Origin of the sequence: uncultured Acetobacterium sp. (genome assembly GCF_927416815.1) — a bacterium.
In the GTDB taxonomy this organism is placed as follows: Bacteria; Bacillota; Clostridia; order Eubacteriales; family Eubacteriaceae; genus Acetobacterium.
Genome location: NZ_CAKMJU010000092.1, coordinates 1 through 17,788, shown reverse-complemented (window position 1 = coordinate 17,788; position 17,788 = coordinate 1). Strand labels below are relative to the sequence as shown.

Below are 17,788 nucleotides of genomic sequence, written 5' to 3'. Positions count from 1 at the left end.
AGCCAGAACCCCGAATACCGGAATCTGGGAGAAGTGTCGGTAGACAAGCGAAATCAGCTGATCCGACAGATTCAGCAGGAAACCGGTGGCAGTATCCGTCAATTGAGCCGAGTGTTGGGACTGGGCAAGATGATGGTGGAGCGGGCCGTGAAATGACGAGCATGACAAACGAAACGTCCCCTTGTCATACCCTTGTCATACGATATTAAAACAAACGAGGGAGAGGGAGAAAATTAATGAAAAATATTTGTATTTATGGAGTTGGCGGGGTTGGTGGATATTTTGGAGCAAAAATGATCCAAAATAACAGCAACAATCATTATCATATCAGTTTGATTGCCCGGGGCAATCACTTGGATAAAATTCAAAAAAGCGGATTGAAATTAATTGGTGAAAATGAAACCGTCCTAGTACATCCGGATATAGCGACCCAAAATATTCTTGAAATCCCACAACCCGATTTGATTTTAATGTGTGTGAAGTCATATGATCTGGCGGCAGCGGTTCAGGATGTGAATCGTGTCATGACAGCGGAAACGATTATTCTACCGTTACTGAATGGCATTAATATTCCGGAAAGAATAAGGATCGACACTGATCAGGGTGCTGTTTTGCCGGCCTGCGTCTATGTTGGAACCCATGTAGCGGAACCTGGGGTCATTAAACAAAAGGGTGGGAATGGGCGGATTATTTTTGGAGATGATCGAATCAAGGGTGCAAAGGCGGCTGTTCAAACAGCGGCGATCCTTAAAGAATTGAGTATTAACTGTGATTATTTGCCAATTCCTGATTTGGAGATTTGGACAAAATATTTGTTTATTGCGGCGTATGGCACCGTGACTTCTGCAACGGGAAAGACATTAGGGGAAGTTTATGAGAATAATCAGTTAAAGAGTCATGTGAAAGCGATTATGACCGAAATTGTCGAATTAGCTTCACAGAAAGGGGTCGAATTTGAAGAAATGGAAATCATGCGTTCGCTGGATAAGGCAAAATCATTTCCATTTGAGGCAAAAACATCTTTTCAAAGAGATTTTGAGAACCCGTTAAAGAAGAACGAAAAGGAGCTATTTGTCGATAATCTACTGGCGATTTCGGAAGAATTCAAGGTGAATGTGCCGATGATAAAGCATTACAATTTGCTGCTCCAAGATCGCGCGCAGTAATAAAATAGGCTGACATGACCCGAAGTGATAGTTTTTTTGATTTTTCTGAGGCAAAAACCAGGATGGCTGTCTGGAGAGTTATTTAAAAATCCGATGGAGTGATGCACATCTTACTGATGTGCGGAACTAGAACAGTGAACACCAGAATATGGGAGAACTGTCTGTTTAAAAAGAGGGGAATAAACATGCCGAAAACGAGAAAGATGCTCAGTGACTGGAAGGCTCCGTATATTCAATCGCTGATGTCGTTAATTGAAACCCAGAGTAAAGAAACCCTTGCAAACTGGGCGATTGCTTATAGTGAAGCGGTGATGCAGCCATTATGGGAGCGGGACTACCCGAATGATTCGCGACCACAGCAGGCTTTGAAAGCGGCTCGGGAATGGTTGTCAGGGACAATCAAACTGCCCCAGGCAAAAAAGGAAATCCTCGCCTGCCATGGCGCTGCCCGTGATGCAGAGGGAAATCCGGTGGCGCAAGCAGCGGCCCGGGCCATCGGTCAATCAGCATCGACCATTCATTCAGCCCGGCATTGTATCGGTTTGGCTTTTTATGGGGCCTTGGCAGTCGCCTATGATCAGCTCGGGACAGCGGCAAGCTGGGATGAAATTGAACAATGTGCCGCCGCAGAGTGCGGTCGTATCGAAGCCGCTTTGCGCAGCATAGCAGTGGAGCATGAAAAAAACCCGGCAGAAATAAACTGGAATTGCTAAATAGGACAAAGCGTGAAAAAGTGGAACAGGTGGGAATGAAGCAAGAAGATCTTCGGGAACTGGCGGGCAGTATCCCCTTGTCATGATTAAATTACTGGAGGTATTGAAAATGATGAAGACTGCTGTCATTTATGCAACTAAAACCAAACATTCAAAAAAATTGGCAGAAGCGATCGGTTTATTTTTGAATATTAAAGTCCAAAATATCACTGAGAATCCGGCCTTGCATGATGTTGATTTACTTTTTATCGTTGGCGGCATTTATGGTGGTGCCAGTATGCCAGCGCTATTGACCTACATAAAAACGATTGAGGCACCCGTGCCCAAATATGCGGCACTCGTAACAAGCTGTGCTTCAGGCAGTCAAAGGCAGATCACAGTTCGCAATATACTTGAAGAAAAGGGAATAAAAGTTCTTGATGAATTTGTTTGCAAGGGTAGGATATTATTTGTTTCCGCAACCCATCCAAACGCTAAGGATTTACAAGAAGCAACCGACTTTGCACAAAAAATTGTAGCTGGGGTCTAAATAGGTCTTGTAATTAAGGAATGTGTGTAACAGGATTTAGATTGGGTAATTAAATTTATCGCTACAATAGCTTGCGGGTGCAAAGCATTGGGTAGAAAAAACGGGTGATTGAATCTAGGATGATAGACATGCGCTGGTAATCTATTATTAATAAGCAAGGAGAAAACAATGAAACGCGTGGCGATTAGTTTAATGTGTATGGTATTATTGCTTTTTGGTGCGACGGGATGTAGTCAATTATCTCAGGAAGTCAAACAAACAGCGGACGATCTCTATGCCGCTAAGGTGGAGTTTGTCGGAGATAATGCTGCCGTTTATGCATTAATTCAAAAGACTGGCTTGGGAAAAATAAAAGATTACACCATCCAGCTGGAAACCAGTCAGGAACCCTATGGGCTGATCATAAATATTGCTGAAAAGGATGGCTCTTTTAATGAAAGTGATTTTGTGCCATCGGCGGTTCAGTTACTGGGTTTAATCAAGAATCTGGATTATGTCGAAGTTAATAATGGTGATGAGCAGTTTAAAATGTCTAAAGAAGAAGCATCGGCGTTGATCGATGAGAATGTAAAAAACCTTGGTGAATCTAAGGAAAAACTAAAATCCATCATCGAAGAACTTACAAATAAAGAGATAAAATCCGATTTTTAAAAAACACGGATACACAGTTCAGACAGAAAATATCGTAGTCAGAGGAGGCATTCCGCTGACCAATTTCAGAATGACAAAAGCTGTTTCTGACAAATAAATGCAATCAAAATTGGGAAGGATGATTTTGCTATGGCGGAATCAAAAAATAGTTTTATTACAGATTATACTGGAGAATATGCGGCATACCGAACGAAAACGGCTCCTCGGCAGCTATGAAACATCGTTAAACATTGGCACTGGAGAGTGAAAAAAATGAACATTGGCAAGATGATGGTAGAGCTAGCATTGAAGCGATGAGCATAACGGACAAAACGTCTCTCTTGTCATGTTTTGAAAAAGATATTGTTCATTTTAGATATTGGAATGCAAATAGAAATAAATTATAGTCATTCAAAAGGGGATGATGAGAGTGGAATTAAATTCATCAGATGAAGATTGAAAAGTCCCATAATAAAACGAAGGAGAGGAACAACAGATGGACACAGTTGAGCGCTTTGTTAAAGCTCAGGAAGAAATCTATCAGCAGGCACTAACGGAAATAAAAAATGGTCGCAAGCGCAGCCATTGGATGTGGTATATTTTCCCCCAGCTTAAAGGGCTGGGCAGGAGCGAAACGGCTCGGTATTATGGAATTGAGAATCGGTCTGAAGCCAAGGCGTATATGGCGCACCCACTGCTGGGTTCGCGCTTGCTGGAGATTTCCGGGGAATTACTGAAGCTTGAGTCTCATGATGCCACGGCGGTATTTGGGCGACCCGATGATCTGAAGCTGAAATCGTCAATGACCCTCTTTTATCTGGTTGATGGCAATCTGACCTTAAAGGCGGTGCTGGATAAATTTTTTAGTGGTCAGTTGGATGAAGTCACCGCTACTCAATTAGATAAGAGAGAATTAACCGATGAAACTGAATGATTTTGAGAAGCATATCGACGAAACGATCCTTGACCGGGGACATGATTATTATGACGAGCGAAGAATCAGCGAAATTGTCAAACTGGGAGATCAAGAGTATCTTTTTACAGTAGAGGGTGCAGAGGCATATCAGGTGACTGTCAAATTCGATGATCAGGGCGAAATTACGCAAACGGGTTGTGACTGTCCCTATGATTTTGGGCCAATCTGCAAACATCAGGTGGCGGCCTTTTATGTGCTAACCGATGTTATTGATAACAGACAAAGCGAAGGCCATAAGATTGAATGGGGAATCCAACAGTGCTTCCTTAGGGAGGCACTTGATAACCTCACAAAAGAACAATTAATTACGATTATCATTGAGATGGCAGAAAAGGATGAGATCGTAAAAAGCAGTCTGATGATGCGATATTCAAAGGGAAATCCACGACATGAACTACAAAAATGCAAACGGTTGATGGAATCGATTGTCAGAAAATATCAGAGCCAGAGCGGCTATATTGAATATCGGGAAGCCGATGAATTTGCTGATGAAATGGACGCGCTGCTGGAAGTGGCAAGCGATACCGAAGATCGTTGCCTAGCGATGGATATTGCATCGATGCTGCTTATTGAGGCGGTTGAAGCGTTTCAATATGCCGATGATTCAGGTGGAAGCATCGGTCGATTAGTATCAGCGGCCATCGACACAATCGAAACCATTGTAACCATTGTAACTGACAATACGGAGCTTGATATTGGTTTAAAAACTGAGCTATTTGAGAAGCTTCTTAAGCTATCTGATGAGAGCGCTTTTGATGGGTGGGAGGATTTTAGAATAGATCTGCTTCAAATCGGAATTGAATTTGCCGAGGTTGAGAGTCTGCGAAACAAGCTCAATCAGAAAATTGAAGCGATGATCGACAAACACGCTAAAGATTCATACCAGCGATACGCTGTTGAAACCTTACTGGGGCTCGAGTTGGAAATAAAAAGCCGCTATGGTAGAAAAGCAGAGGTCGATGAACTGCGCAAGGTTTAAAGGATAAGATGAGAAAGTAAGGGCTTTGAGTCTCTTACTGGAAACGAAAATATAAAGCCAAAATGAATGCTTGGGGTCAAGTTTTAATAGGGTCTGAGTAAAGGAGGAATTTAAGATGAACAAGACAAACACAGAGAAAGCAATTAAAGAATTGACAATGGTATTGATGTATTTAACACGGTTTAATGAAAGTGATCGCTTTGGCTCATATCTGGATATAAGCTGGAAAGGATATGACTTTAATGTTATTAATGAACTGGATGAGGAAGATTATATCAGACAGGGAAGTCATCGTTCCAAGTCGGTAGCAATTACGGAAGAGGGGATTAAACTAGCACAAAGCCTGCTGCATAAATATAGTATTTCGGATTGGTGATAGAGAAACTTAATCCGAATGAGTTTGTATTATTTAGGCATGGTGCAGACACAAAAGAAAGTGGACAGCAGGAACGCGAAAAAGAGTGGACAGGGGGAACCGAGAGTTATTCTCTCGCTGAAAAAAATGGAGTTGCGACATTAATTGTTGAGACCGATGTTCCAAAAGAACAGGAAGAAACATTTAATTTCAGGTTTCCCAGAGCGCCCAAAAGATTGACTTTATAGATTTCTTTTCAAATAAATCATATCAACTAATTGTTGCCCATCTTCATACATAGGATGGTCGTAATTATCGATAAAAAAGTTTTTTGCAACATGTGATTTTACAAATCCACACCTTTCGTAGAAACGGAGGATCGTAGGGCTATCGCCCGTTCCAACATATAACTCACTACCAAGCTTCCGATAGTAATCAACAATAAAGGAAATTAGATTTTGCCCATATCCTTTCCGTTGATATTTAGGAACGGTAACAATATTCTTGATTTCAAAAATGCCTGGTTGCTCTTGTGTAATAATGCAAATTGCCCTAATATCATCATCACGCAAGGCAAACATATCGCCACGATACAAATATTTTTCTATCATACTTATCTGCTCATCTGCAATAAGTAGTAAGTCCATATATTCTGTTTTAGCGCGATCATTGATTTTAAGAATCTCCATTTGCTATTGCTCCTCACCTATTTATCACTTTAAAATCTATAAAATTGGTATTGCATCAACAATATTCATAAAAACATAATAAATCTGTCAAAGCGCATGAAACCATAGATTTCAGCGATTTCTCAATTTCACCCATTGTGTGAGATTAAAAGAATAGAAAAGAACCCCAATTTCTGATAAAATTTAAGTGACAAAAGCATCAGCGAAAAGGAGTTAATTCAATAACAAGTTTAAACGATTATGCAGTAAATTTCAACAAAAAGTTGAGCTAACTAGTGAAGCCTTGGAGTTTGCAGAAGTGTCCTCCCGATGGTGATCGCAGCGCTTTTCATACTGGACGGCGGCGGAAACGCCTCGCAAGATGTTGAGGAAGTTAATCGGATAGGAAGGGCAAAGGCTGGGGTTGGACAAGATGGTCGTAGAGCGGCAGTTAAAGGGATGTGCATGACGAATCAAACCACGCCGCTTCAGGTTTGAAACTTATATTTTAGATTATCCGGCCGTTAGGTTTTCTTCTTGCCATCGTCGATAATTTCGATCTCTAAATAATCAAACCAAATCGATTCGATAAACTGGTCTTCACGAAAAGTTGTCTTAGAAATCTGATTGAGTTCTTTTGTATTCTTGTCAAACCACATTGGTTTTTCCAAATCAAAGTCATGGCAGAAGGTCTCTAAAGCAGCTTGGATTTTATCATGTATAGGCAAGGATTTGTTATCAATTTCGATAACTTTTTCTTCCGAAAATTTGTTGTGTTTCATGAGTTTTCCCCAAAGTCGAAACATATTTTTTACCTCTCGTTCATTAATGTGCTAGTGCATCCGGATAACATTGTTTAAATACCTGTAAAATGGACATATCTTGAGTATAAGGGCTGGAGAGGGAAATGTAAAGAAGATTGGTGTTTTCAATTTGGAAATGACACCGTGTCGTTTTGTTGGTCATGCCATCACAAATGTGATAGTGCCCAAATAGCAGAGAGATAAATCAGAAACTGTAAGATGTTTTAGGTCGCTTGGGGCCTTGAGTGAAAAGAGAGAAGTGGTGATAACGATGGAAAAAAATGACATCGGTTGGAATTTGGAAAATAGTTACGCAGAGTTGCCAGGCTTATTTTATACCCCGCTTAAATTAGAGACAGTCAGTGATCCGAAACTTGTTATTTTGAATCAGCTTTTGGCAAAAGAAATGGGGTTGAACCCTGAAGCGCTGATGAGCCAGGCCGGGATCGATATCTTAGCCGGCAAGGCCTTACCAGCAAATGCTAAACCGATCGCCCAGGCGTATGCCGGTCATCAATTTGGCTACTTTACGATGCTTGGTGATGGTCGAGCAATGCTGATTGGCGAACAGATCACACCAGCCGGCGAGCGCTTTGATATCCAACTTAAAGGATCAGGAAAAACGCCTTATTCGCGCAGCGGCGATGGCCGCGCGGCGCTAGGACCAATGCTTCGGGAATACGTGATCAGTGAAGCGATGCATTATCTGGGCATTCCGACTTCACGCAGTTTGGCAGTTGTAACAACGGGCGATCCGGTGTATCGCGAAAACCCTCTCAAAGGGGCTATTTTAACGCGCGTGGCGGCCAGTCATCTTCGGGTCGGTACCTTTGAATATGCATCGCAGTGGGGGACCACCACGGATGTCAAAGCGCTGGCCGATTATGCCATTAAACGGCATTTTCCGTTGATTCAATCAGAACAAAATGTTTATCTTGGGTTATTAGATCAAGTCATTAAAGCGCAGGCGGAACTGATTGCGAAATGGCAGCTGGTGGGCTTTATTCATGGGGTCATGAATACCGATAATGTGACCATCAGTGGCGAAACAATCGATTATGGACCCTGTGCCTTTATCGATCACTATGATCCGGAAACGGTATTTAGTTCCATCGATCAGCAGGGACGGTATGCCTATCGGAATCAACCCAATATTGGCTTATGGAATTTGGCACGATTTGCCGAAACCCTGATTCCGTTAATCGATGACAATCAGGAACAAGCTGTCAAAATAGTCGAAGCATCACTGCGAAAATTTGTTTCATTATATCATGCGGCGTGGCTCCAGGGAATGCGATTAAAACTGGGGATTATCAGTGAAGAACCGGATGACGAGCGGCTGATCGCTGAGTTACTGGGATTAATGAAGCAGTATAAAGTAGATTATACCAATACCTTTGTTGATTTAACGCTTGATCAAACCCAGTCGTCTGAATTATATCAAAGTGATGCCTTTAAAGATTGGCTTAACCGGTGGAAAGCCCGTTTAGAAAGACCGGAGCAAACCAATCAAGACATCAAAAGTTTAATGAAACAAGCGAATCCAGTGGTTATACCAAGAAACCATCAGGTTGAAAAAGTCTTGCAAGCGGCTAACGATCACGGTGATCTTAAGCCCGTGGAGCAGTTAGTAGCAGTCCTTCAAGCACCATATGATTATGCTGATCTAAATAAGGAATATATGACGCCACCAGAACCTTCGAATTATCCCTATAAGACCTATTGCGGGACGTGATTTTGAAATAAGGTGCTATTAAAAAAACAAGTGAGTGATGGGTATGACAAGCGAAAAGGTTCTTGTCATGCTCGGACGAAAAAGACCTTGCCAGAATATAACCAATTCTGGCAAGGTCTTTTTACTAATATCAATGTTTTTTATTGTTTCGGTTTAAACGGGCAATCTGATAAAATTTTTCTTTTTTCTTTTTTAAATAGTTCGCTTTATCCTCGAAATAGTCGTTCTCGCGGGTCAGATTCAGATAGGCTTGCCAGCGCTGCTCAGATAATTGACCAGCTTTAATGGCAGCATAGATTCCGCAACCGGGCTCGTTGGTATGCTTGCAATTGCGAAAATGACATGTTTTGAGGTAAGTCTCGACATCGCTAAAGGTTCGGTCAAATCCTTCTGTAACATCAATCATTCCAATTTCACGCATTCCCGGTGTATCGATTAGCATGCCACCGTCGGGTAAGCGGATCAATTCTCGTCTTGTGGTGGTATGGCGGCCCTTGTCGTCATTTCTAATTGCTTGAGTATCGAAGAGCTGGCGACCGCTTAGCCAATTGATCAGGGTTGATTTTCCAACTCCGGAAGAACCGAGCAGTGCGACAGTCTGACCAACTGCCAAATAAGCCATGAGATCCTGATAGCCTTCATTTTTCAGCGTCGAAATACCAAGGATGTCGACGCCGATAGCGACTGCTGCCACAGCTCTGAATTTGGTCAATAGATCGTCAGTCAAATCGATTTTTGTCAGGACAACCACCGGAGTCGCTCCACTTTCCCAGACCAGGCTCAAATAGCGTTCCAGCCGTCGGAGATTAAAATCATTGTTGACGGACATACAGATAAAGACGGTATCAATATTGGCTGCGATCACCTGTGCGTCACTCGATGAACCGACAGCTTTACGAATAAAGGTGCTTTTGCGGGTGAGTTGATGAACAATAATACCATTGCCATGGTCTCCCGATTGACGATCGAGCATCACAAAATCACCGACAGCCGGATAATCTGCTGCGTGAATAACCCCGTAACGCAGCCGCCCCGACAGTTCGGCAAAGAATTCGCCCCATTCTGAAATAACCTGGTAGATGCCCTTTGACTGTGAAAGAATACGACCGACAAAAAGTTTTGGATATTGAGCAGTTTCCAAACGTAAAGCTTCGCTCAAACCGTAATCTTTCAGATCAATCCTACTCATTTTTGCCACCTCCGGCGCCGGTTAGGATCTGCGTCATTTTTTCTAGTGGGAATGGCGGACTGGACAAAGGGGTCACGGCGATAGACATTAGTTTAATGGGGTTGTCATCGGCGGCAATCCGGTTGGAGCTAAGGTGCCCACAGCGCCGACAGCGATGAATAATCGCCCATTCCTGATTCTTGCGAATCCAGATGCTGATGGGTTCCATCAGACTACTGCAATTTGCCGATCGATCGCCCGGTAAATCATCAACGTGAAGGCTGAATAAACAATGGGGACAATGATTGCGATGTTTTGTTCCGGCGCCGGTAAATGAAACGGCACCGCCGCAATTCCGGCAGAAAAAACTTTCCTGACAGGGCTGATTCTGATAAATGTTTTTTTCTCTATTTGAATATTTCATTACTTTTTCCTCCTGAAAGTATCGGATACGATACGGGAGGTTTTGCAGAGTTTAGATTTTGCAAACCTCCCGGTTTACCACACTCTCTGCTTTATTTTGTTTTAACATAAAATCTCCTTTCAATCTGACAATTAAATGCAAAAAAGCCAATTTTTATAGAGGGACTGTCTATCAAACCGACTTTAAAAGATGGTCTAACCAAATCCTCTCGATAAAAAGCTTATTGCACATGCTTATTTTAACTGTTTTAGCCCCAATTTACAAGAGTTTTCTAGTATCCTATGATACATCATGATTAGATATAAAGCTATGATTGCTGGTTTTACAAAATTATGTTATTGTTTAATCTGAGAAAAGCAAGTTGTCAGATCTAGCCTGGATTTAAAGTAGCTAGGTGCGAGATACTGTCGAAAATAACAAGGAGGTTTGTTTCCTGGGGAAGCATGGCTACAATTATGAGTAACAATTCTTATTACATCGATTTGCAGACGGAACTAGAGAACCTGATCATACAGGATTATGATAAACTATATTCTTGTGCATTCAGAATGATTGAGAATCATCAGGATACGGAAGATGTTCTTCAGAATTCATTTTTAAATGCATACAAAAACTTAAGCAAATTTAGAAGAGAATCAAAACTATTCACATGGCTATACAGAATTGTAATAAACGAGTGCTACAAGTATTTCAAATATATAAACAAACTGCCATTAGTCAGAATTACCGAGGATTTAGGCGTCACCGAAAAAGAATTCTTTGACAGCATCGAATACAATTGTGATTTTGACGATGATTTGGTTATTGATGAACTGCGCGAAAAATGTCTTCAAGCATTTTTGAAATGCCTGCCCAAAAACCAACGGGTATGTTTTTTATTAAAAACCTGCACCGGTCTTAAGAACAAAGAAATAGCAGAGATCCTAGATATGTCGGTTGAAAACGTTAAAGTTACGCTTTTCAGAGGAAGAAAGCAGCTTCAGGAATTATTTGAAATGAGATGCAGTTTGATTGATCCCCAGAAACCATGTAAATGCCAGCTATGGGTAAAATTTATGAATGATCATAGTCTCCCCCTTCCGACTGGCTATAATCAGCCGAAAACAGATGAATTACGAAAGGAACATTTCAAAAATCTATCATTACTAAAAAAGATAGACTATCTCTATACGTTAGAGCAAAGATGCGACAAAAAAGAAATATCTGAAATAATTATTTGGAGGATATCTATTATGAAAGAAAAAATTGTTGCACCATGCGGTATTGATTGCTTCAACTGTGAAATGTACGAGGATAATGTTACCGACGAATTTCAGAAAAGACTATCAGAGCGAACGAAAATACCTAAAGAAAAAATAACCTGCAAAGGCTGTACAGGAGGGAATACCAAGTGAAATTACATGGCTGCTAAACTCTTTAGGTTTTAAAAGATTGATATTTTCGGAGCAAAAATTGGTGCTTATTCTCGGGATGATAAACTTTCAACAGCGGATTTAGAGATGCTTGTTGTAGCTGAGAAGTAATGAAAGGCGCTACTTATAATGATTTTAAATAACGAGTTTTATGGAGGTACCGCAAATGTTAATTCCATTTCCTATCAAAAGTACTATCGAGGCGAGGAGATCGACCCGCAGTTATCAAATACAGCCGGTTGAACATGATGTCATTGACGCTGTCAAAAGCTTTTCCGAGGCAATGCCGATTCCTTTTGATCATAACGTTGAGATTCGATTCTTTCATGCCGATCCGACAAAAACACTCTATCCGCTTATGAAATCACCGCCGGATAACATTGCTTTTATGGCCGAAACCGATAGCATCTCCATTTCAAAGGCGGGTTTCGTCGGGGAACTGCTCATTCTTTACGCTCAAAGCAAGAGCCTTTACACGTGTTGGTATGGGCATTACAAGCTCACAGAACTAGAGCGCTTGATGCCCCATTTACAATCGCCTGACCAGTTAAAAGAAGCAAACAAAGGGTTTGGCTATTCAAAAGTGGAGACGGCAGGTGTGCGAGTGATATGCATCACGCCACTTGGTTATTATGAGGAGCGGGGATTACGTTTGATGGACAGGATCACAGAAAAGACGATCAGTCATAAACGGAAAGAGATTATCGAGTTGCTAGAGAATCCGGATAGCTTCAGTTACCTGTCAGATGATATACTGTATGCGTTGGACTTAGGCTGAAAAGCGCCTTCAGCAGGAAATGCCCAAATGTGGCGGTTCGGTTTTAAAGATTTCTTCAATACAATCACAGTTGCGATGCCACCGGGGTACCAGCATTTCAAATGGGAACACCCAAATGTTGATATTGGTATATGCGCATGCCATGTCTGGCTTGGATTACTTGACAGAGGTTGGCAGCCAACCGTAAAGGTTAGTGAAGAAGCTGGCAGAGCGATTTGGGAGATTTCAATCGAGTAACGGGTGCAGGTGAGGGGGGCCGCATCGTTGGTCAGAACCTACGGAGCGCGGTCAAACTCAACATGCACAGGTGCGCTTTGGTATCCCAGGCTAATGACGCCGCAAATAATCAAAATAAACGCGGACAACATAAACACCGGAATTAAAGTGAGTTGTTCGATTAAAACACCGGATAATGCGGTGCCGATTAGAATTCCCGCAATCAATAACGGCGTGATCATGCCGTTGATTCTGCCGATATAATCTTCCTGAACATTTTGAATTAATGGCACACTGATAGCGACTTGAACAAAAGCGATGATTAAGCCGGATAAAAAATATAGAATCGCGGTAAGAATCACCACGGTTGATAGTGCTTCGGCGATTGTGACAGCAGCAAAAGCGATCATCCCCAAAAATAAGATCGTTCTGGTTTTATGTTTGCTGACGATTGACATGGAGATAATTGCGCCAATAAGAAGTCCCACACCGGATAGCGAATAGAACCATTGAAGACTTTCAGTTTCGATGCGTAGTCTATCGGTCAGAATAAAAATGGTTAGCGGTTGAATCAGCCCTTGGGCAAAACCAAACAAGCCTAACACTGAACAAAGTACCGTCAATCCTTTATCATTACGGATATAGACCAAGCCTTCCTTCATTTGAGCTAACAGATTTGGTTTAATATAATCAGTTTGCCTGGGGCTGGCGGGCAATAAAAATTGTATCAGCGCGGAGCATAAAAACAGCATGGCGATGACTGTCAGCGAAAAGCTAATACCGAGGCCGTTATAGAGCAATGTGCCAATAATTGGTCCAATGATAAGATAGAGAGATTGCAGCCCTTGAGATAGTGATATCGCCGGGGTGATAAGCTGTTCATCAATATTTCGTTTAAACATGATAACTGACGAAGGGGCTGAAAATTGACTTACCATTGCAGAGACGAGGGTGGCGGCAAAAACTGTTTGCCACAAACCTTGATTGATGAGTAAAAGAATAACGACAACCGAAATACTGCTTAAGAAGTCCCCGGCAATCATGGTTCGCTTGGGATTCCATTTATCGGCGAGGGTACCACCCAGATATGAGAAAACAAATATGGGCAGATATTCAAAAATTGTAATCAATGAAATCGCAATTGGATCGGCATTGGTTTTTTCAATGATAAAGAATAGTACCGCCATATTTCGGATCCAGATGCATAGCTGTTGGATTGCATCGGTGGTCATAATAATTCTAAATACCTTGTTTTGAAATAATTCTTTCATTAAGATCTTCCTTTCTTTGTTGAGTGTATATTCGTTAGACTTTCTGTTATAATTGTCTTTGATTAAATTTATCAAATTATGAAGAGAATGGATCCCCAGATCGGGTTCCCACGGAGGGCATCGTGTCAAGAAACAGATTACCAGCCAATGAAGCTAAAGCATTTATTTTATCCCATGCGCGTTCGTTATTCATCGACAAAGGTTATGATAAAGCCACAATGGACGACTTATGTCAATTAACATCGATGAGTAAAGGTAATATCTATCATCATTTTAAAAACAAAGAAGATATTTATCTTCAGCTTCTCGACCTTCACGTTACCCAACTGACCAACCGCTGGCTTAATCCAGAATTTCAATCGATGTCGCCAACTGAACAGTTGATCGCTCTAGCAGATCACTACGGCAGAGATTGCGAAAACCCTTTGCTGAGTTCAGCCTTAGAATTCGCCAATACCCTCACCGATGACTCTGAGGTTTTACCGGTGATAATGGCGATCTATGAGGTAATATCGAATGCGATTAAAGAGATCGTGAAGAGCGGCGTCCATCAACAATCTTTAACAGGAGACGATGTTGAGTCCTTGAGTTTTGCCGTCATGGCCATGTTATCTGGCGCCACCCAACTCTGCTTGACGATGCCTCATTTAAGCGGTGATGAATATGCGGCCTTGCATATCAATGCGATTAAAATGCTGTTGTCTGGAATTGCCACTGACACGGAATGAGCGATACAGTGCGACAGACGATAAATTAATAGTGGCTGGTTTTCAGAAACCTCCTTTCATCGAGGAATGATAATAGCACTACAGACTATTCGGTCGGTAGTGCTATTATATATCAATGCAAACATAAGTCAAGAAGAATTTGCTGATGTGTAAAAATCTAAGAAGTGAGTTGAAATGATGAACAAAACGTCCCCTTGTCATGTGACAAACGAAGCGAGCCATCGACATGCCCCGAAGAAAGCATGGATCATATAAGAAATCGAGATATCAATGCTTATATTTAAAAGGAGAACCTTATGAATTGCTGTAGATGTGAAAAATTACCGGATATTATTTTTCCATATTCGGATGTTTATGTGAGTATTCCAACACATCATCATATTGAATTGTTTGAAAATAGCATGAAAGAAAATAATTATCGTTTTATAGCCATAGATGAGGGATACTTAATTAGACAGGTGGAGCTTGAAAATTTTATTTCTTTTTTGAGTTGTTCTGTTTTTAATTCTGTGGAGCAAAAAAATGTAAGAATTTTACCTTTGCAAAGTGGCGAAGGGCTTAAATTTTCAGCATTAAAGAATTATCGAAGTTTATCGGAATGGGTAATACTCTATCATGGCAAAGAAGTGGCTGCGATCATCAGTGAAACGCGAATAAAAACCCTTTTTCAACCGATTATTGATGTTAAAAAAGGAGAAATATATGGATATGAGGCATTGAGCCGAGGCGTTTTGAGAGATGGTACCATTATGAATCCTGAGGAATTATTCGCAACAGCAAAGGCCATGGATCTACTGTTTTATCTGGATCGTGTTTGTCGGGAAGCTTCTATTCGGGCAGCTTCTAAGTGTGGCATCACAAAGAAACTTTTCATTAACTTTATTCCTACGGCTATTTACGAACCTTCTTTATGCTTACAAAGCACAGCAAAGGTTTTAAGTGAAGTAAACATAAAGGCAGATCAAGTGGTTTTTGAAGTGGTTGAGACTGAGAAGGTGGAAGATTTCAAGCATTTAAATCGAATTCTTGATTATTACAGGAGTAAAGGCTATTGCACTGCTTTGGATGATGTCGGGAGTGGACACGCAAATATTAGTTCCCTGCTCCAGCTTAAGCCAAATTACATGAAAATCGATATGTCTGTCATTCGTGACATCCATATCGATCTTAAGAAACAGGAGACGCTAGCGGCGTTTATATATAATGGCAAAAAAATAGGATTAAGTATTTTAGCAGAAGGGATTGAAACAGTGGCTGAGTACGAATATCTTAAAACAAAAAATATAGACCTCGTGCAGGGATATCTTTTTGGCAAACCCGAGGAAATACCGATAACAGAGATACAATTACCGTAATTGATCTTACTTTACACAGGACAAACAAAACTACCCCTTGTCATGATGCTTTATCATGTCGCGATTAGTTGGCTTCTTTGGTCATCCCTGTGAAGAGATGATTGAATAAAACAATGACGAAAGCGACAACTAATGAATTAAGAAAACCGCCCATGCTGATAGTGGTTACAAAATGATCGGCAATCATGATCATCCAGGCATTTACAATCAAACTGAATAGACCCAGGGTGAGCAGACTGAGCGGTAGTGTTATAAGTAGCAGAATTGGCTTTAATAATAAATTTAGGCTAAGCAGTACTAATCCCATGATCAGCAGTGCCGAAATGTTGTCGATATGGATGCTCTGAAAAACGAGTGACAACAAGTAGATCGTCGCGATAATCGATAGATATTTCATAAATAGTTTTGTCATTTTTTCCTCCCAAACCGTTTATCCGATTCTAATCAAAATCTGAACCTTGTCGGTGGTAACATCGATAAGATCGTAGGGATCGTTGTCGTTTAATGACCGCAGCAGGATAATGACAGCAACAACGAGCTCCTTCACCAAATGAACTGAGACCCGCGAGGATGGATTCGGAGCGGATCTCTTTGGGCTAAAAAAGCAGGCGATGATCAGAAGGTCCATAAAACAGTCCAGTAATTCTTCAAAGATATAAAGTGGGATGGGAAAGGGAATCGTTATGAACCGTTTGTCCTCAATCAGAAGCCGGATCCATAAGCTGCGAAATCCCTTAATCGACATAGACCCGTACCTTTATCATGGTCTGACTGCTTTCATCCCAGGCTTCCACATCAACGATATTCGGTTCCTCCAGGGTACCGCTGATCACTTCTTCAACGATTTTGGCAAAATCGATGCCGGACAGATCGATTCCCTTGGACGCCATCTCTCTTTTGGCATCGGGGGGAAGCACCGCCGTCATTCGGTCGGCAATTTCACCGATGGTGGTCAGCAGACGGATTGGGATATTGATATTGACATTGACAGTATTATTATCCGAGGTCACTTTAACCTTAAAAAAGGTGTAGCCGTGTTTGGTGGGTTCAACGGCGGTAATGGTGGCCACTTCGTTAGTCATCGTCAGAGCGTCTAGGAGTTCCATGCCTTCGGCAGCCGTAATCTGTCCATTTTCGATCATTTCCAATATTTTTTGTTGTTCGTTCATTGTTTTATCTCCCTTTTTTATAAATTTTTGATGCGTTCGGTTGCTTCTTTTGAGGTGATTTCACCGTTTGATAGCTGATCCAGGATTTCATTTCGGGTGGCTGCTTTATTTTCATTTTCCTTAATCAGCTCCTTTGATGGTACCTCATAGCCCAGACCTCTAATGACCGTATCCAATTTACCGCGAACGGTCGGATAAGAAATTCCCAGTTCTTTTTCGACATCCTTGATATTCCCGCGACATTTGATGAATATTTTGATAAATTCAAGTTCCTCGTCCGGCAGACGGCAGAATTCACAAGGCTCAAAACTACCGTCAATGGTGGTACTACACTTAGAACAGCTGAGTTTGGTTATGGAAAGTTTTTCACCACAGATGGGGCATCTGCCCGGAGCTTTGTACTTCATTTTTTTCACCATTCCTATGTTTATTTGATTATAATATACTACTAAGAATTAAATATGTCAATATAAAAATTAAAATAATTAATAGAATGATTGATTATATTAATAAAACCATGCTTTTGTTGAGAGCTATAAAAAGATAGCGCTGATAAACAGAACATCACCCAGTGTGTTTGGTATGATATTAGTTAAGCAAAAGGTCTCCAAAAAGTTGTGCACCCATTAGGATGGTTTGGATGCAAAGAGCCATTGTCAACACCGATCAAATGAGTTACCTTTAAAGATGTCCAGTCTCTAAGAAAGGTAACC

23 protein-coding genes are annotated in these 17,788 nt (G+C 41.3%); 13 read left to right on the top strand and 10 right to left on the bottom strand.

Annotated features, from left to right (window positions below; all coding sequences use genetic code 11):
- Positions 1-236: 236 nt before the first annotated feature.
- The 8 genes from QZ998_RS12510 to QZ998_RS12475 all read left to right on the top strand — a co-directional run bounded on the left by QZ998_RS12510 (position 237) and on the right by QZ998_RS12475 (position 5,596).
- Positions 237-1,166: a 2-dehydropantoate 2-reductase gene (locus QZ998_RS12510; RefSeq protein ID WP_296561080.1), complete on the top strand. Its 930-nt coding sequence runs from the start codon at positions 237-239 to the stop codon at positions 1,164-1,166.
- A 185-nt stretch (positions 1,167-1,351) separates the two neighbouring features.
- Positions 1,352-1,879 (top strand): putative immunity protein, encoded by a 528-nt coding sequence (locus tag QZ998_RS12505; RefSeq protein ID WP_296561078.1) that lies wholly within the window; start codon positions 1,352-1,354, stop codon positions 1,877-1,879.
- Positions 1,880-1,961: 82 nt separating this feature from the next.
- Complete coding sequence (locus QZ998_RS12500; RefSeq protein ID WP_296561076.1) at positions 1,962-2,408, top strand: flavodoxin domain-containing protein; 447 nt, start codon at positions 1,962-1,964, stop codon at positions 2,406-2,408.
- A gap of 168 nt (positions 2,409-2,576) precedes the next feature.
- The gene (locus QZ998_RS12495; RefSeq protein ID WP_296561075.1) at positions 2,577-3,059 is read left to right on the top strand and encodes a DUF4825 domain-containing protein; all 483 of its coding nucleotides are present in this window, start codon (positions 2,577-2,579) and stop codon (positions 3,057-3,059) included.
- 475 nt (positions 3,060-3,534) lie between these two features.
- A complete protein-coding gene (locus QZ998_RS12490; RefSeq protein WP_296561074.1) occupies positions 3,535-3,972 on the top strand; it encodes a DUF1810 domain-containing protein in 438 nt (145 codons plus the stop codon).
- Positions 3,959-4,993 carry an SWIM zinc finger family protein gene (locus tag QZ998_RS12485; RefSeq protein WP_296561073.1) on the top strand — a complete coding sequence of 345 codons (1,035 nt, stop codon included), beginning with the start codon at positions 3,959-3,961 and terminating at the stop codon, positions 4,991-4,993. The genes QZ998_RS12490 and QZ998_RS12485 overlap by 14 nt, the downstream gene beginning before the upstream one ends.
- Before the next feature lie 115 nt (positions 4,994-5,108).
- The gene (locus QZ998_RS12480) at positions 5,109-5,369 is read left to right on the top strand and encodes a DUF6429 family protein (RefSeq protein ID WP_296561071.1); all 261 of its coding nucleotides are present in this window, start codon (positions 5,109-5,111) and stop codon (positions 5,367-5,369) included.
- Entirely contained in the window at positions 5,366-5,596 is a 231-nt protein-coding gene (locus QZ998_RS12475; RefSeq protein WP_296561070.1) for a hypothetical protein, read from the top strand. The genes QZ998_RS12480 and QZ998_RS12475 overlap by 4 nt, the downstream gene beginning before the upstream one ends.
- Here the strand turns inward: QZ998_RS12475 and QZ998_RS12470 are convergent.
- The gene (locus QZ998_RS12470) at positions 5,591-6,037 is read right to left on the bottom strand and encodes a GNAT family N-acetyltransferase (RefSeq protein WP_296561067.1); all 447 of its coding nucleotides are present in this window, start codon (positions 6,035-6,037) and stop codon (positions 5,591-5,593) included. The two genes, QZ998_RS12475 and QZ998_RS12470, sit on opposite strands and share 6 nt — an antisense overlap.
- A 503-nt stretch (positions 6,038-6,540) precedes the next feature.
- Positions 6,541-6,798 (bottom strand): hypothetical protein, encoded by a 258-nt coding sequence (locus tag QZ998_RS12465; protein WP_296561066.1) that lies wholly within the window; start codon positions 6,796-6,798, stop codon positions 6,541-6,543.
- 292 nt (positions 6,799-7,090) lie between these two features.
- On the opposite strand from QZ998_RS12465, the gene QZ998_RS12460 reads away from it, so the two are divergent.
- Positions 7,091-8,554, top strand: coding sequence for a protein adenylyltransferase SelO (locus tag QZ998_RS12460; protein ID WP_296561064.1), 1,464 nt, complete (start codon positions 7,091-7,093; stop codon positions 8,552-8,554).
- Positions 8,555-8,684: 130 nt separating this feature from the next.
- On the opposite strand, the gene rsgA is transcribed toward QZ998_RS12460, so the two are convergent.
- The gene (rsgA, locus tag QZ998_RS12455; protein WP_296561062.1) at positions 8,685-9,743 is read right to left on the bottom strand and encodes a ribosome small subunit-dependent GTPase A; all 1,059 of its coding nucleotides are present in this window, start codon (positions 9,741-9,743) and stop codon (positions 8,685-8,687) included.
- A complete protein-coding gene (locus QZ998_RS12450; protein WP_296561060.1) occupies positions 9,736-10,146 on the bottom strand; it encodes an RNHCP domain-containing protein in 411 nt (136 codons plus the stop codon). Before QZ998_RS12450 ends, rsgA begins: the two co-directional genes overlap by 8 nt.
- A 443-nt stretch (positions 10,147-10,589) precedes the next feature.
- Here QZ998_RS12450 and QZ998_RS12445 point away from each other — a divergent pair, with 443 nt between their 5' ends.
- The gene (locus QZ998_RS12445; protein WP_296561059.1) at positions 10,590-11,540 is read left to right on the top strand and encodes a sigma-70 family RNA polymerase sigma factor; all 951 of its coding nucleotides are present in this window, start codon (positions 10,590-10,592) and stop codon (positions 11,538-11,540) included.
- Between the two features lie 184 nt (positions 11,541-11,724).
- The gene (locus QZ998_RS12440) at positions 11,725-12,336 is read left to right on the top strand and encodes a nitroreductase family protein (protein WP_296561057.1); all 612 of its coding nucleotides are present in this window, start codon (positions 11,725-11,727) and stop codon (positions 12,334-12,336) included.
- A 9-nt stretch (positions 12,337-12,345) separates the two neighbouring features.
- Here QZ998_RS12440 and QZ998_RS12435 read toward each other — a convergent pair whose 3' ends face one another.
- On the bottom strand, positions 12,346-12,480 hold the full coding sequence (locus QZ998_RS12435) for a hypothetical protein (protein ID WP_296561055.1): 135 nt from the start codon (positions 12,478-12,480) through the stop codon (positions 12,346-12,348).
- A gap of 131 nt (positions 12,481-12,611) precedes the next feature.
- Entirely contained in the window at positions 12,612-13,823 is a 1,212-nt protein-coding gene (locus QZ998_RS12430) for an MFS transporter (RefSeq protein ID WP_296561052.1), read from the bottom strand.
- A 122-nt stretch (positions 13,824-13,945) separates the two neighbouring features.
- Between QZ998_RS12430 and QZ998_RS12425 the strand changes: the two genes are divergently transcribed.
- Both QZ998_RS12425 and QZ998_RS12420 read left to right on the top strand, forming a co-directional pair.
- Entirely contained in the window at positions 13,946-14,551 is a 606-nt protein-coding gene (locus QZ998_RS12425; protein WP_296561049.1) for a TetR/AcrR family transcriptional regulator, read from the top strand.
- A gap of 296 nt (positions 14,552-14,847) precedes the next feature.
- Positions 14,848-15,906, top strand: a complete 1,059-nt coding sequence (locus QZ998_RS12420; RefSeq protein WP_296561048.1) for an EAL domain-containing protein — start codon at positions 14,848-14,850, stop codon at positions 15,904-15,906.
- A 64-nt stretch (positions 15,907-15,970) separates the two neighbouring features.
- On the opposite strand, the gene QZ998_RS12415 is transcribed toward QZ998_RS12420, so the two are convergent.
- From QZ998_RS12415 to QZ998_RS12400, 4 genes are read right to left on the bottom strand one after another with little or no spacing between them, the layout of a single operon-like run.
- The gene (locus tag QZ998_RS12415; protein WP_296561047.1) at positions 15,971-16,318 is read right to left on the bottom strand and encodes a phage holin family protein; all 348 of its coding nucleotides are present in this window, start codon (positions 16,316-16,318) and stop codon (positions 15,971-15,973) included.
- An 18-nt stretch (positions 16,319-16,336) separates the two neighbouring features.
- Positions 16,337-16,651, bottom strand: coding sequence for a hypothetical protein (locus QZ998_RS12410; RefSeq protein ID WP_296561046.1), 315 nt, complete (start codon positions 16,649-16,651; stop codon positions 16,337-16,339).
- On the bottom strand, positions 16,641-17,075 hold the full coding sequence (locus tag QZ998_RS12405) for a hypothetical protein (protein ID WP_296561045.1): 435 nt from the start codon (positions 17,073-17,075) through the stop codon (positions 16,641-16,643). The genes QZ998_RS12410 and QZ998_RS12405 overlap by 11 nt, the downstream gene beginning before the upstream one ends.
- Positions 17,076-17,092: 17 nt before the next feature.
- A complete protein-coding gene (locus tag QZ998_RS12400) occupies positions 17,093-17,482 on the bottom strand; it encodes a DUF2089 domain-containing protein (protein ID WP_296561043.1) in 390 nt (129 codons plus the stop codon).
- Between the last annotated feature and the right edge of the window lie 306 nt (positions 17,483-17,788).